Annotated in this window: 10 protein-coding genes; 5 read left to right on the forward strand and 5 right to left on the reverse strand. The window is 38.5% G+C overall.

Going from position 1 to position 14,057, the window contains the following annotated elements:
• Positions 1–5: 5 nt before the first annotated feature.
• The 3 genes from dpdJ to AC19MV_RS12110 are packed head-to-tail and all read left to right on the forward strand — an operon-like array spanning position 6 to position 6,221.
• Positions 6–4,460, forward strand: coding sequence for a protein DpdJ (gene dpdJ, locus AC19MV_RS12100; protein WP_498307816.1), 4,455 nt, complete (start codon positions 6–8; stop codon positions 4,458–4,460).
• Positions 4,457–5,020, forward strand: coding sequence for a phospholipase D-like domain-containing protein DpdK (dpdK, locus tag AC19MV_RS12105; RefSeq protein ID WP_498307818.1), 564 nt, complete (start codon positions 4,457–4,459; stop codon positions 5,018–5,020). The genes dpdJ and dpdK overlap by 4 nt, the downstream gene beginning before the upstream one ends.
• Positions 5,004–6,221: a hypothetical protein gene (locus tag AC19MV_RS12110; protein ID WP_498307820.1), complete on the forward strand. Its 1,218-nt coding sequence runs from the start codon at positions 5,004–5,006 to the stop codon at positions 6,219–6,221. The genes dpdK and AC19MV_RS12110 overlap by 17 nt, the downstream gene beginning before the upstream one ends.
• A gap of 427 nt (positions 6,222–6,648) precedes the next feature.
• Here AC19MV_RS12110 and dbpB read toward each other — a convergent pair whose 3' ends face one another.
• The 4 genes from dbpB to queD form a co-directional block, all read right to left on the reverse strand.
• Positions 6,649–7,746, reverse strand: coding sequence for a DGQHR domain-containing protein DpdB (gene dbpB / locus AC19MV_RS12115; RefSeq protein ID WP_498307821.1), 1,098 nt, complete (start codon positions 7,744–7,746; stop codon positions 6,649–6,651).
• A 9-nt stretch (positions 7,747–7,755) separates the two neighbouring features.
• Positions 7,756–8,997 (reverse strand): tRNA-guanine transglycosylase DpdA, encoded by a 1,242-nt coding sequence (gene dpdA, locus AC19MV_RS12120; RefSeq protein WP_498307823.1) that lies wholly within the window; start codon positions 8,995–8,997, stop codon positions 7,756–7,758.
• Positions 8,994–9,833, reverse strand: a complete 840-nt coding sequence (locus tag AC19MV_RS12125) for a hypothetical protein (protein ID WP_498307824.1) — start codon at positions 9,831–9,833, stop codon at positions 8,994–8,996. Before AC19MV_RS12125 ends, dpdA begins: the two co-directional genes overlap by 4 nt.
• A gap of 86 nt (positions 9,834–9,919) precedes the next feature.
• The gene (gene queD, locus AC19MV_RS12130) at positions 9,920–10,288 is read right to left on the reverse strand and encodes a 6-carboxytetrahydropterin synthase QueD (RefSeq protein WP_498307826.1); all 369 of its coding nucleotides are present in this window, start codon (positions 10,286–10,288) and stop codon (positions 9,920–9,922) included.
• A gap of 228 nt (positions 10,289–10,516) precedes the next feature.
• Between queD and AC19MV_RS12135 the strand changes: the two genes are divergently transcribed.
• Positions 10,517–10,711 (forward strand): hypothetical protein, encoded by a 195-nt coding sequence (locus tag AC19MV_RS12135; RefSeq protein ID WP_498307827.1) that lies wholly within the window; start codon positions 10,517–10,519, stop codon positions 10,709–10,711.
• Between the two features lie 556 nt (positions 10,712–11,267).
• On the opposite strand, the gene AC19MV_RS12140 is transcribed toward AC19MV_RS12135, so the two are convergent.
• A complete protein-coding gene (locus AC19MV_RS12140; RefSeq protein ID WP_498307829.1) occupies positions 11,268–12,446 on the reverse strand; it encodes a hypothetical protein in 1,179 nt (392 codons plus the stop codon).
• A 757-nt stretch (positions 12,447–13,203) separates the two neighbouring features.
• Between AC19MV_RS12140 and AC19MV_RS12145 the strand changes: the two genes are divergently transcribed.
• A complete protein-coding gene (locus tag AC19MV_RS12145) occupies positions 13,204–14,013 on the forward strand; it encodes a TnsA endonuclease N-terminal domain-containing protein (protein WP_498307830.1) in 810 nt (269 codons plus the stop codon).
• Positions 14,014–14,057 lie beyond the last annotated feature (44 nt).

Genomic DNA, 14,057 nt, shown 5'->3' on the forward strand with positions numbered 1-14,057 from the left:
AGCCAATGGATACACAAAAGCTAATTGAAATACTCGATAGGATCGAGAATAAGGAATCTGAACTTTTATCTTGGGGGGATATCGAAGTATCTTCGACTGAATCTGAAATTCGGGAAAGTATCCGAGAGTCTGGCGTCAACGATATTTTTATCGATGAGTATTTTGATGCTTTGAAAAGTCGTTGCTTTATATTTGAAGTCGACTCTAGGAAATATCGCTCAAGAATGGCTGAAACCGTTCGACTCCAGGTGCTTTCACGTCAGTGGTTTAGAAATAAAGATGTGGAAGATACCAAACCTCTGATTTCTGACTTTCGTTTTTTAAAACGGGCACGTCAATACCCGAAGCGAAATCAGCATGCTAAAACGCTGATTGATAATTGGGAAAAAAATAGACTTCTTAAATCGGAAGATGAGAAAGTCATACTCAGCAATCTTCTTAATAATGGCGATGACTGGTTTCAGTTGTCAGGTTTCCAGGTGCGCTCGACAGAGCGTATTTTAGAAAAGTTTGATAAGCATAAATACAAGAACACATTGGATGCCAGTGCGACAATCGTTTGTGCGGGAACGGGTAGCGGTAAAACGCTGTCTTTCTATCTCCCAGCTATAACCAAGTTGGCGGCAAACTTGCTCCAAGATGATCAGCATCGAGTTCGAATTCTGGCGATTTATCCTCGCAAGGAACTGCTCAAAGATCAGTTTGCAGAAACCTATAAAGAAGCACGTAAACTGGATGACTACCTGCGTTCAAAAGGTAGGCGAAAAATATCCATAGGCACCTTCTATGGCGATACCTTTTATGAAAGTTACACCAAAGATGGTGCTATTTTTGAAGCAATGGTCTGCCCGCAAAAAACAAATGGAATACATTGTGGTGGCACACTTAGTTTCCGTAAAACCTCTAAACAGGTTGTTTGTCTCTCCTGTAATTCAGTGTTGCCTGAAGACGAAATTCTGGTGACAAGAGAGCGCGTGAAACAATCGCCGCCAGATATCCTCTTTACGACCACGGAGATGCTGAATCAGCGCCTTAGTGACGGTTACTTCAATCATCTTTTCGGTGTAACTCGAGATCAAAAATCAATTCCATTGGTATTGTTAGATGAGGTGCATACCTATGAAGGGAGTACTGGCGCACAAACATCGTATCTTCTGAAGCGCTGGATGAAGTTCAGTGGAATCAAACCGCATTTTGTTGGTTTATCTGCTACTTTGGCAGACGCGAAGAATTTTTTTGCAGATCTGACCGGCACTAAATCCCACTTGACCGAATTGGTTGAGTCTTTCGATCATGAATTAGAGGAAGAAGGCGCTGAATATATGTTGGCCCTGCGCGGCGATCCAGCTTCACAAACGGGTTTATTATCTGCCACGATTCAGGCAACCATGCTGGGAAGTCGCCTGCTGGATAGACACCAAGGGACGGAGAAGAATATATCGCAAGGTCTCTTTGGGCAGAAGGCGTTTGTCTTTACTGATGATCTTGATGTGATTAACCGTCTTTACAATGACTATCTAGATGCGGAAGGTAACAAAGACTTCTACGGTGAAATAAGACCCAGAGAGGGAGACGATTCAACACTCGCTTGGTTGCGTTCACCATACAACCCAAACTATAACCAAGAGGTTCAAAAGGCGTTAGGATTGGATTGGTCTTCTGCTGAGAAAATTGGCCACAACTTATCAGACTCTACACAGGTAGAAAGAACATCCAGCCAAGACAGTGGAATTAGTCAAACAGCGAATGTGGTGGTCGCAACGGCCTCACTGGAAGTGGGGTATAACGACCCTGATGTAGGCCTTGTCATTCAGCATAAAGCACCACGTAATGTTGCTTCTTATTTGCAACGTAAGGGGCGTGCTGGTCGACGGCGTGGCATGCGTCCGTGGATGTATACCATCTTGTCAGACTTCGGTAGGGATCGAATTGCGTTTCAGCAATACGAACAATTAATTGATCCAAAGGTTAAAACGACAAAGTTGCCAATTGAAAACTCTCACATACATAAAATGCATGCTGCGCTCGCTACACTAGAGTGGTTAGTGAAAGAATACCGGTTGGATCGGGTAAATGTTTGGGCTGTGCTAAGGGATCCAAATCGAACTAACAAATTCGGAAAACTTGCTAATGAGAAAAGCCTGCTGCAACTTAAGAATGCCGTTACTGATGCAATTACATCGCAGGCAAAAATACGCCTGTTGACTGACTATGTCCAAAGTACGCTTGCCTTGAGTGATGAGCAGGTTAAAGTGGTGATGTGGGCGCCGCCTCGTTCGATAATGATGTCCTTTCTGCCTGAACTGCGACAGAACTTGCAGTTCAAATGGGGGGCCAAAGGAAAACGTTGGGATAGTTTGGTCGAACAGCAGTCTGGCCCAATGCCTAAGTATATTTCTTCACAATTGTTTTCTGCACTAGATACACAAGCGCTGACTATTGCATTGGATCGTTCAACCAAAAATGAACCCCGGACAAACAGCGAGTTAATGGCCTTCTTCCAAGCATTAAAAGAGTTTGCGCCAGGCCGAATGTCTAAGCGCTATACAGTGAAATCTTTGAATGTACCAGACTGGCTAGTACCTGCAGACTTTAATCCATTACCAGATACTACGTTGGATGTTGAATTCAATATCGAAGAGGCATTTGGCAGTATCAATAAACAGATTCACCAGGAAGACATTCTGTTTGATGGTGAGATTATTCAGGTATACCAACCGAGGTTTATTCGAACTCAGCGCTCAACTAATCCGGCACTCGGCAACAAAAGCAGTAGCGTTTCACAATGGAATTTTGATATCTCAGAACCTAAATCGCTTAGTCGCATTGGGGTACCTGAGAATACTGAGTGGTACAATGTGCTGCACGGTATCGAGTTTTTTACTCACGACAGTTCTACTCCTGTGGAGTTAGTGCGCTTTTGCTCTGGCGCAAAGGCAAGCATTCCATTTTCTAGCGGTGATAACGCTAATGTCAATTTCAAATGGACGCTTGAAGGTAAGCCTGTGGCTATCGGTACCAAGTTATGGGTAGATAGCGCCAAATTTTCGTTCTGGTTTTCTGAAGCAGATATAAAGGGCCTTCTTCTTCACCAGCAAAATAAAAAAGCCTTGTATTACCAATATCTTCAGTATGAGTTCGTTAATTCAGACACTTACAAAGATAACTATTTCTTTGCAAACTGGGTATTCGAATGCCTGATATGTTCGTTGCTTGTTTTAAGTGAACAGAATGGGCAACTATTACATAGGTCCTTTGAGTACCTTTATTCAAAGGATGGAAAGCAAGTTGTCTACGGGGTTATTAACGGGCTTTTTCAGAGACGAGAAACCGCGGATGGTAACGATGAAGAGCAAGATCTTCACAAGCGCCTAACTGAGTACTTTGCCGAAGAAAACAATTTGCATGAGATGAAAGAGGCGTTAAGGCTTGAGACAGATTATGCAGATAACCCTGCTTATTACCTCTGGGCTAAAGACTTACTGGGACAAACCTTGTGCGGGGGCATTAATGCCATGTTCCTGAAGTTAGTCTCAGACGTATCGGAGCAATCCTTTAGCATGGATCATCGCTGGGACGGAGAACAACTCAACGTATGGGTAAATGAAAATGAAGTTGGTGGAATTGGTTATATCACTAAGTTTAAAGAGACGTTTAAGGAAGACCCACTTCGCACACTTGGGCACTTGACTCATGCGTTTGAAATCGGGGAGTACGAACAGGTGAATTTCGACCTGCAGTATTTTCTAAATGAGTTGAAAGGTAACATAATACTTCGTGACACCCTTAATCAGGTACGTAGCGCGCGATCACTGACTGAACGTTCAGAAAATACAAAAAGATTAAAACAGCAGATTGCTAAACTCGGCATATTACCCACTCATACTTGGGAGAGCGTTTTATATTCGAGAGTATTAAAAAGCGGTGCTAATGAAAAGTCAGATCTGCGACTAGCTGAACTCCTGAAGCAATGGACGGACTATGAAGAACGGGGGGATCTTGAACTCCCTCTACATATAGCATCTTACATGCTTGCGGCCAAGTTGGGTGGGACTTATAGCGATGTTTACCGAGAGAAAAATCGTATTCAGGCTCGTATGTGGCAGAGAGGGGCAATGATCCGCGAGCAAGAGTTAGCCTTTTATAACCCGTTTAGTGCCACCAAAAATAAAACTGAACGGCTATTGCTATCGAAAGTCATTACAAATACAGAAACATTGGTGGACTACGATGAAAGTGGTGAATGGGAACTGACATTGTCAAATTCTTTGCAAACCACAGGAAAAGGCATCTTGGTGTTTACAGATTATCAAAGAACCTCTGTGAAGGCTGTGATTAGTCAATTAAATGTCAGCATGTTGGAGTACAATAAAATGCTGTTCTATCCACGTATAACTAAGTTGCAAACCCAATTCTCTTCGATACATGTGACCGTAGAAGTGAGAGACATTTTACAATGATTGTACAAGATGAGCGCTCTATCGAAACTAAAGAGGCTATTGGACGAGCACATATAAAGGATCTGCTTTCGTCTTTGCTGGTGGCGGAATCATTAAACCCCGGTGTGATATATATATTAAGCCCCTGGATTTCTGATTTTCCGGTTCTAGATAACACAACAGGAAACTTCGACGCCGTTAACCCGAGATGGGGACATCGTCAGGTATATTTCTTTGAACTTCTTCAAAACTGTGTAGAGGTTGGAGCTACGCTGAAATTAGCGATTAGGGAGAACAGAGAGAAAATGCATCAACTAGAGCAAAATCTCTGCAATTATCCTTCCCGGTTTAAAGTGGTTGAACTGAAAGATCTCCACGAAAAAGGACTATTGACCGACTGCGCGCTGATCCGTGGTTCAATGAACTTCACCTATTTTGGGGCAACGGTAAATTATGAGTGTATTACTTATACTACTAATCCAGCCCAAATAGCAGAAAAAAGAAATACCTATGAAGATCTGTACTTTAAAGACGTGCAGGCTAAAGAAGAATGTACGGAGGACGATGATGACTGGTATTGAGTCTATTTTGCTTAGTTTTTTTGAAGGTGATAACAAGATTACGCTTGAAAGCAAATATAGTAATAAAGTCGAACTAGCAAAATCAGTCCTTCTAAGGCCCGGTAAGATTAAATATCTGGTTGGTTACCCACAAAATTGTGACCCTACCTTCTATGTTTTATGCGAAACAGAGGAGTTAATGGAGCACACCAAAGATTGGCTTAACTGTGCCTTACCAAGGTTTTGTTGCAAGTATGCACGGAAATGCAAAGAGGCAGAGTATCAGTTCGAGTCAGTGTTACTTGAGCAATGGCCACATGGCTTCTTAAAGGTTTCAATATGGAGTCAACAACACACTCAATTTGACAAAGATAATTACCGAAAATTTATTCCGTATGCTTTTGAACAAATGCAATCAGCACTAGAGGAAATGATCTCTCGTTTCGAGAGTTCTCCAGTCATTAAACAAGACTCTAATAAGTCTATAGGAATGTTGATAAAAGGATTTATCCAAGCTTACAAAGATAATGATCTCGATCTGATGGAGTTACACTATCGTGAAATTATATCCAGAGAGGAACTTGAACGGCGTAACAAAGATACGTTGAAGTTCATGTTTCTTGAAAAAGAACGGAAGTGGTCAACCATAGTTCGCTTTGCTCATGAGCGGAACGTGATGTCCCAAGTGATTTCCAGCGGTGTGGTGACGGCCATTATGAATGCCTTGGTTTATCAGTCGTGCGAGGATGAAAAGGCCCTAAAAAACTTTGAGGTCGATTGGCCTTCTCTTTATGTCAGTGCACAAGATTTTTGTCCTTTACTAACAATTACACCTTCTTTTGATACTGAGTCAGACTGGTATCTATGGGCTATTTTGGCATACACCTTAAATATAGAAGGCTTTGCGGAAAAGGTCGGTAGTTATGTTGACAAGGCTTGGTTACGTCAACTTCTTGAGCGAGACATTAGTATGAATGCACAAAAAGTGATGTTAGTAGAAGTTTTAGATGTCGTCAATTTAACTTACGAAGAACAGACCGTTAGTCAAGTGCTGAATTATGCTCAAAACTGCCATGAGTCCGAGTTGATGAGTTTGTATGAATGGCTTGAGGCGGCACCTGTCAAAATTAAGCTTTCGATAAAAGCACAAGTGCCGTTGCGAAGACTCTGGCAACAGGTAGAGTCAAATGTAGCTAGTTGTTTGGAAACAAGCACTGTTTAGACCTTTACATCCGAGGATAATTGCCATGTCTGGACTTAAAAATAGTAATACCACATCAATAGAATAGAGGCTTCGCTTCTTAATAGTACCTAAAACAGTCTGTATCAGGGCGTGTTTGATTCGAATTTATCGATTGGGTTTTTAACCGGTTTGTGGTTTTACCGTTCTTACGATTAGCATCTTCAGTGCTCTCCAAGTAGACATCTAGTTCCGCCAACGCAGATTTAGTAGGTTGCTTAATCAAAGTGCTTAAAATGCTATCCTTGCCCGTAAGGCTTTACTTTTAAGCAGACCTTGAATTGCAACATTAATACCAAAAGTGGGTGTTGTCATATATCATCTCTTCTGGATATAAGTTAAAGAAATGATACAGAAATTTGTATACTACCCACATTGCGATGGCGAGGACTCAAATCGCAGATATTAATTAGCTCCAAACTTCAGTTCTATATTTTCTAAGTAAATAGTTAGTCAATATTTGAATGTCTTTACTAATATTCTGTAACTCATTCCATTTTACTTTTTGGTCTGTACCAAAATCCCAATAACCGTTAGTCCATTTGCAGAATTCTGAAAGTTCTATCAAGTCTGCTTTAAAGTGAGTATATGAGGTTATCTCTTCTCGTTCTTCTGTATGATATCTCTCAGAAATAGCATCCATTAGATGACCTAATGCCGTTATGCCGGCGCCATGCATTAGACGAGATTTTTTGGGATTTACTCCCCAAGCATCGGGGAATACTTCTGCAACTGCTTCCCAGAAATTACATAACAAATTAACCATTTTATCGGCATCGCCTAACCCAGTACTTGGATCTCTAAAGCGATAAAGAGCGCCTTCGCTTAAACTACTTTCGATTAGTTTGAGTATTGAGTTATCTTTGATCATACCATCAGGATTTGTTGCTGTTTTTATCATTCCTTTCATCGGCGAATCTTCGCCATGATTCAACTTGTCTAATAATTTAGCTGGAAATCTTTTCTTTTGAAGAGTTAGTGACAACTTTGTTTCGGTATAAGGAAGTAACTCATATATTAACCCTTTAGGTAGAGGTTTCGTTGAGTTAACTAAAATGAATTGTTCACGTTGTTCCTGTGCATCGTTAGTTATAAAAGCACTTACAGGCATTTGAAAGTCACCAATTTCTGCGTCTCTAAGTGCAGCTGCACGTTGCTGTCCATCAACAACCCAACCAGGTTTGTCTTCATCGTCATTGGCGATCGGTATTATTAAATAGCCAAATTCTGTATTTTCTGGGCTAGCTAACTCAAATTTTACTCTATCATCAAATGCAATAACTAAAGCATTAGGTATCATGGGATTATCAGATTCAAGGTATCTTTTGATTTCTCTTATATGGTTAGAAACCTCAGGTCTTTGATAACCGACTAACTCATTTTCATGCCTCTTAACTCTTGATATTGCAGCTATCGATTCAATGTCTTTCCCTTTTACAGAAAAGCTGAATAATTCTCTATCTGGCCCTTGCTTAATTTTCAGCGCCGGTACTCTTAACTCTTTCATGGAATATTCCTATTTGATTAAGGAAAGCTCTTTTTGAAGCTTTTGATATGCGATATATAAGTTGTGAAATCCTCTTCTTCTATTGCGAGAGGCACCTCTTTTCATCATCACATGTATGCCAATATCTTGGCATACATCACAGTTGCAGCTTTTCCAAGGTTGTTCTGTTAATGCTGTTTCTATCGCATCTCGTCGTGATTTTTTTGGATTATATAATTTTTCATATTCACATAATCGATCTAAGACTATTTTTTTGTCTTCTAACCCCTTATCAAACTTGATAAGTGCCTGCAAACAAGATTTTTCTAGTCTTTTTGCTTCATCATGGTCAACTGTTCCTGAGGCTACTAGTTTGCGCATAGAGTTATTTGCTTCAACTTGAGGAACAGATATAGAAGTATAGTTATCACCATGAGTGTGATAGTTGAACTTATCATCTTTAAGTCCTTGCATTAATGGAGCTGTAGAATCAAAACTACTAACTCCAGCAGATGCGAACTCTTTGATATGATTTAATCTATTGATGCCTAGTAAATGGAATTGAGTATCAGATAGTCTGACTTCTTTTACTTTCTCTAGGACTGAGAGGATATCTTTGGTTTTTAGGGGGATCATGCCTCCCAAGGCAATCCTTGTGTAGCCCATAGATTGCAGTTTATTTACCGAATCAGTATATGATTCAGGATCCCAACCGTGCGCAACGCCATATGGTTTATAAGATTGGGATAAACTTTCTTTAAAAAATAGATTAGCTAACTCTAGAGTTATTTCTTTTCTTCTCTTGCACTCGATGAGTTGTTCAGAACTAAATTTTGTGCTCGATTCTTTTTGGGATTTTGCAAATTCAAAAATAATATGATCGAGTGAAATACCGTATGTAAATCCTGAGTTTACATAGAATTCGATTACGTCATGTATCGAATATGGAGGAACTTCATGGTTCGCATAGCTAAATGCACCGCAATCCCCTATCGTAGAGTATGATTTAGGTAATCTAAAAAATTTGTAAATTCCTTCACGAAAAAATCGTTGTCTTTGAGCTACAGAATATCGACCCTTTACTCCACTAAGGCCATCTACAATTGCCTTGGATACAAGTATTCCATCATATACAGGTTGTGAAAAAATTTCGTGAGCATATTTATCATCTCTTTGGATCACTCTATGTTCATTACTTGTTTCTTTTTCAAAGTCAAAAGTTGGATCTACATAATCATGACTGTCAGGGAAATAAAACTTAACTTTGTTCACTTATGATTCTCTTGTATGCGTTTGAAAATTTTCCCAAACCTTTTTTGTTCACAGGCAAAACCATCACTTCTAAAAGCATTCAATAGTGCGGTTGAAGATGCATTTTGAAAGTCGATTTTTAACATTCCACCTATGTAATCAGCAACTTGATCGTCGCTTAATTTGATTCTATCAAATTTTTTTGCTGGTTTAGATAACTTCTGTAGTTGAAAGTATTTTTTATTTACCTGACTTATAAAATCATCAGCTAAATTTAAGTCTTTCAACAAATATCTAGCCAATCGAATATTTAATGAAATCCTGCTTCCTTGTAGTAGTTCACAAAAGTCTTCGGTTGCTATTCGCATCAGTGGTTGTAGGCTTGGTGGCAGTTCAACTCTACTCGTAATGATAATTGTATTCTTTTCTGTAACATAACCTGACTTTTGTAACTTTAAAAGTTCAGGAAAAATGACTTTCAAATATTGAGGTGAAGCCGATATACAAAAATTGTCGTTCTGATGGCTTTTAACCATTGAACTTATATCGTGTTGGTATGTTTGGGTCCGGTTTAAGTGTAACTGTTCCCACCAAGTGATATTGTCTTGATTGCTGTCATTTGTATTTGAGAACAAACTAACCGAATTTTCGTTACTACTACTAAATGTTGCATCATAGGAACAAATCTTATCTTGTCCGGAAATAAAGCCAAAACCAGCCGATAGAATCCAAAGTGGTATTCCATTTGAATTTATGTCTTTAGCTACCTTCCAGTGATCCCCGGCATATGTGTTTATTGCCAAATCTCTACTTTTGTTGCTGGAAATTGCATCAACCCAATCTTTAATATTTGGCATATCCCTATTCAAAATATCAGCAAAAGATACCTTATTTTGGAGGTGTTTTCGCTTCCCATTCGTGCAGTTCGTTATCAAATGAACTTTCAAGAACATTTTCCTCTGTAAATAACACCAGATGTACATGTTTCCATCAATTCGACAGCACTTAATTGAGGTAAACGTTGAATAAGTTTCTGCCAAATCCATACAGCTATAACCTCGGCAGTAGGATTTTCAAGGCCTTCTATGTCATTGAGATATCTATGGTCTAGCTGATCATATACAGGTTTAAATATTTCTTTAAGGTCCCCAAAATCAACAAACCAGCCCAGTAGTGGGTCAGGTTCGCCAGTTAGATGAAGTCTTACTTTATATGAATGACCATGTAACCTTCCACACTTATGATTTGCAGGCACATTTGGAAGTTTATGTGCAGATTCAAAAGTAAATTCTTTATAAATTTCAATGGTCATAATGCTCAACAAGCCTTTAGCAGGTTAGGTTATAGTATTGTATGCTACGATTATACACTAGAAGTTAGGCACTAGCTACTGCCTCTATCCGTATGTAACCTGCGTTTTTATTGGTAAACTCGAAGGATTTATTTTATGATTTTTCATTGTGAGTTCTAGTCGAAGAACTGAAAGTGAAGAGTCTCAATTATTAACAAATAGCATGTGTATTTAGGAGATTAATTGTTTATGAGTCCGGAAATGAAAGAAGCGTTTGTAAAAATTATAGTGACTTTAGAGAATGATCACCATGGGTGTAAAGAAGAGGCTATAAATATTGCTAAAACTGCGTTAGGGATAAAGATAGAACATAATACTATTCGGGAAATGATTAACAGTCTTGATGATAAGTATATCCAAGATTTTATGACCAAAATCCTTTAAATCTTTTTAATCCTTATCTATCAAATTAACATACATTTTATCCTCCTTGGTATATAGGGGGATTTTTATTACCGACTAAGTTCTACTTTCTATATGTATGTACTCTTATTTTAAAGGCCATCCTAAATACGTGTTGCTCAGATAAGAGTTTTTATTCGTTAACAGGTGTCCACCATAGTCTTTTGGAAAATATTTTATCCTGTTGTGCCCAGGGCAACCACATGAGTGTGTGTTTTTTGCTCACAATGAATGTTTTCAGTATAGAATCAATTCCAATCATTCTTGAGGTGATAACATTCCGAACAAACGTAGTTTGATAAATACACTCAATTTGTTCATAAAACGTTCGCGATCTGCAGTGATATCAAGCTCTTGTAATTAGGCTTTTGTGTTAATACATATTAATCATCGTCATCTTGCGTTTCTTGTTCGCTTTGACACGATTGACATATTTCTCCCGTGACACCCGATGCCCCATTTTCCCCAGTGAAATAGAGTGTGCAGTAACAATTGGCACATTGAATTTGATTTGTCATTTCCCTTTCCTTAACGATGACTAATAAATATATTCTGCTGTAGATATTAGTGCACCTTCCTTAGCGAGAAGGTGTCTAATTTCATAAGGATTTTGTCTTATACCGCAGCAGTCGTAGATGGTAATTAACTCGTCAATTATTTTTGATTTATCGATTTCTCCAATTAAAAACGTATGTTGTAAATTGGCTGATAAAGATCTTCCTCTACAAGATGGAAGGTACAAGTTAACGAGTAAAAAATATCGATTAGAGTCGGTTATCAGTAACTCAATATCGAGAGTACATGGCTCGATATTGAGACGGTGACTTTCTATGGTTTGACGATCCCAGGTTTCATTTAATAATGAGTTAATTAGTTGGTTACTGTGTAGATCAAATTGACCGTTTTCTTTGCATACTGTTCGGCCGCTAATGATTATTTCATTTGTGCTAATTTTACTGCGTTCGTCATGTGTTTTAGCGAGTAAATCTGTAATATTTACACCTTGATCTTTGAGATAGCAGAGCAGGTACATCCGAGTCCAAAATTGGCTATCGTATTCATGATGACTCCCTTCGAAGTAATCTTTGCATAAATTGAACATGCACCTGTGAAGATCGCTACTTCCTTGTTGTTCATCAATAAATTTAGGAGGTACATCTAAATCATGTTCTGCCGAATAATTAATGCAGATGGGTGGGCACTTTGTTGCTCGTAGGTCTTCATCAATATCTGCAGCTTTTGTGCCTAACAATTTTGATAACGGATCTTTATGCGGAACTCTAGACGTTACTTGAGACATAATGTTCTGCTGTTGACTGCAGATATAAGCAAACCAGTCTTTTGCGGTAGAGTGTTCGAGCAATGCGTCGATATTGATATCTGTTAAAAACTCTTTGAATTGTTCACTAGCGAAATACTCTTCTGTTTTAAGAAATAAATCATATACTTTGATGTTTGATAGCATTGATTCAAAACTTTTAGCTCGCTGTACAAGTATGTATCTCCCCTTGTGAAGTTGCTCAAAGCCAAATTCGTTAATCAATTTATCTTTTTGTTCTTGAGATAATCTCCACTTTCCTTTTTTCCCTTCAGATATTCTTGATTCAGCAACGCCAGCTATCTTAGCAACTGCTTTATTTGTTTTTTCCTCTGTACAACGCTTAAGTAAGGAAATTGTTTCTTCAGAAGAGACTGCACCACGTTGTGACTTTTCCATGATTTTATCCAATGACTATTTAGTTAACCAAAGAATACCTGGATATAAATTACAGTAAACTGTAATTTGACTGTAATTAATTACAAAATCAACTTGGTTTTGTATCGAGAAATACCGTGTCATAATTAAAAAGGGAACATTAGTAATATATAAGGCTCATCTAATTGAGTCTAAATACGGCTATGTCCTCTCTTGTTGATGCTCAATAAGAATTGAATAAACTTACCCATATATTTTGTTTAAACTTCAGTATTTTTGTTGTTATTGGGTGCTTAATTGCTCAATAGAATGCTTTTAACATTAATTTTTGTTCATCTTTGTCCACTCATAACGTGCTTATTTCCTGAATTATGAAGATTATTTATGGCGATATTTTTAGCACTTTTCTAGACATTTTCCGATTATTGATTTTTCAGGTGTACATTTTCCGAACAATATTCTTTTCAATTACAAATCGTTTATCCCCATGATAAATGCAGAAAAAACGTAGTTTTTATTAGGGGATAAATTGCTTTCGACGTCATTTTTAACCAAGAGTTTGAAAGCACTTATTTTTAAAAATTAAAGTATAAATTATTTCTTTTTTAAAAATAAATACAATGACTTATATCAAATAAAGAGTGCGTTGACCTTTTTGTTTTTTACATCTAAATTGCGATCAAATCAATTTTTAGTGAGGGTCTTATGTCTAGTAGTGATCTTAGTGTTATGTATTCTTGTGTAACTCCAATTTCTCCTGTTTTGGAGTGAGCGGGTTATGAAACGCACAGGTAAAATGACAATTGAAAGACAGCAGAAGTGGTTCGATGTTCATCGTCGCAGTATTGAACTAGACGAGGTAATTTACGAACCGTTTTGGCGCGTTGAAGACGTCCGAAGTTCTGGTGTCAAAACTAAAATAGCCCATTTTTCAACGCCCAATCGTGTCATGCACCTTCTGTCACAAAACGAACTCTGGATGTATCTATCGCTTGTGAAAATGCGCTATGTTGTTGAGATTTATGAGCAATATGCTATTCCTCTCGAGTTCTCCATTCCAATTGCCAGACAACTGGGCGTGAAACATCCTGTTTACATAGGTTCCCAAGGTGTACCAATTGTCCAAACCATTGATTTTGTTTCAACATTAATTGATGGCTCACGTGTGGCTCACCCCGTTAAACAGGAATCCGATGCGTTGCGTGAGCGCACGATGGAAAAATTAGCGATTCAAAAAGCATATTGTGAGCTAGAACATATTGATTATCAGATGGTTACGAGTACAGAACTGCGCACTGTTAAAAGCGAGAATCTTGAAGCCCTTTTTCGTCACCGTCAGATACAACCCTTTTTGCACTCCCTATTTGAAAAATGGTTGAGCAATTTTATTGGCTGTTTATCTGATGACCGACATTGTCGAACCAGCGACATTATCGATATTTCCTCCGGTATTAGTGGAATCAATTTTTCACAGGCAGTCTCATTTTTTTACCATGCTTTGTGGTGCGAACGTTTAAGCATGAATTGGACTCAGCGTTTAAAGCTCGAATTAGCAGCGTCAGATTTAGGTATATATCCATGCAATTGACTCATAGTCCTGATACCAACCAAATATTGAAAATAAACCTTGGT

The organism is Shewanella sp. MF05913, assembly GCF_059758095.1.

Excerpts from the sequence above, each read along its gene's own strand:
- dpdK (WP_498307818.1), top strand. The coding sequence starts at position 4,457 with ATGATTGTACAAGATGAGCGCTCTATCGAAACTAAAGAGGCTATTGGA.
- dpdJ (WP_498307816.1), top strand. The coding sequence starts at position 6 with ATGGATACACAAAAGCTAATTGAAATACTCGATAGGATCGAGAATAAG.
- AC19MV_RS12125 (WP_498307824.1), bottom strand. The coding sequence starts at position 9,833 with ATGCCAAATATTAAAGATTGGGTTGATGCAATTTCCAGCAACAAAAGT.
- AC19MV_RS12145 (WP_498307830.1), top strand. The coding sequence starts at position 13,204 with ATGAAACGCACAGGTAAAATGACAATTGAAAGACAGCAGAAGTGGTTC.
- AC19MV_RS12110 (WP_498307820.1), top strand. The coding sequence starts at position 5,004 with ATGATGACTGGTATTGAGTCTATTTTGCTTAGTTTTTTTGAAGGTGAT.
- AC19MV_RS12135 (WP_498307827.1), top strand. The coding sequence starts at position 10,517 with ATGAGTCCGGAAATGAAAGAAGCGTTTGTAAAAATTATAGTGACTTTA.
- AC19MV_RS12140 (WP_498307829.1), bottom strand. The coding sequence starts at position 12,446 with ATGGAAAAGTCACAACGTGGTGCAGTCTCTTCTGAAGAAACAATTTCC.
- dbpB (WP_498307821.1), bottom strand. The coding sequence starts at position 7,746 with ATGAAAGAGTTAAGAGTACCGGCGCTGAAAATTAAGCAAGGGCCAGAT.
- queD (WP_498307826.1), bottom strand. The coding sequence starts at position 10,288 with ATGACCATTGAAATTTATAAAGAATTTACTTTTGAATCTGCACATAAA.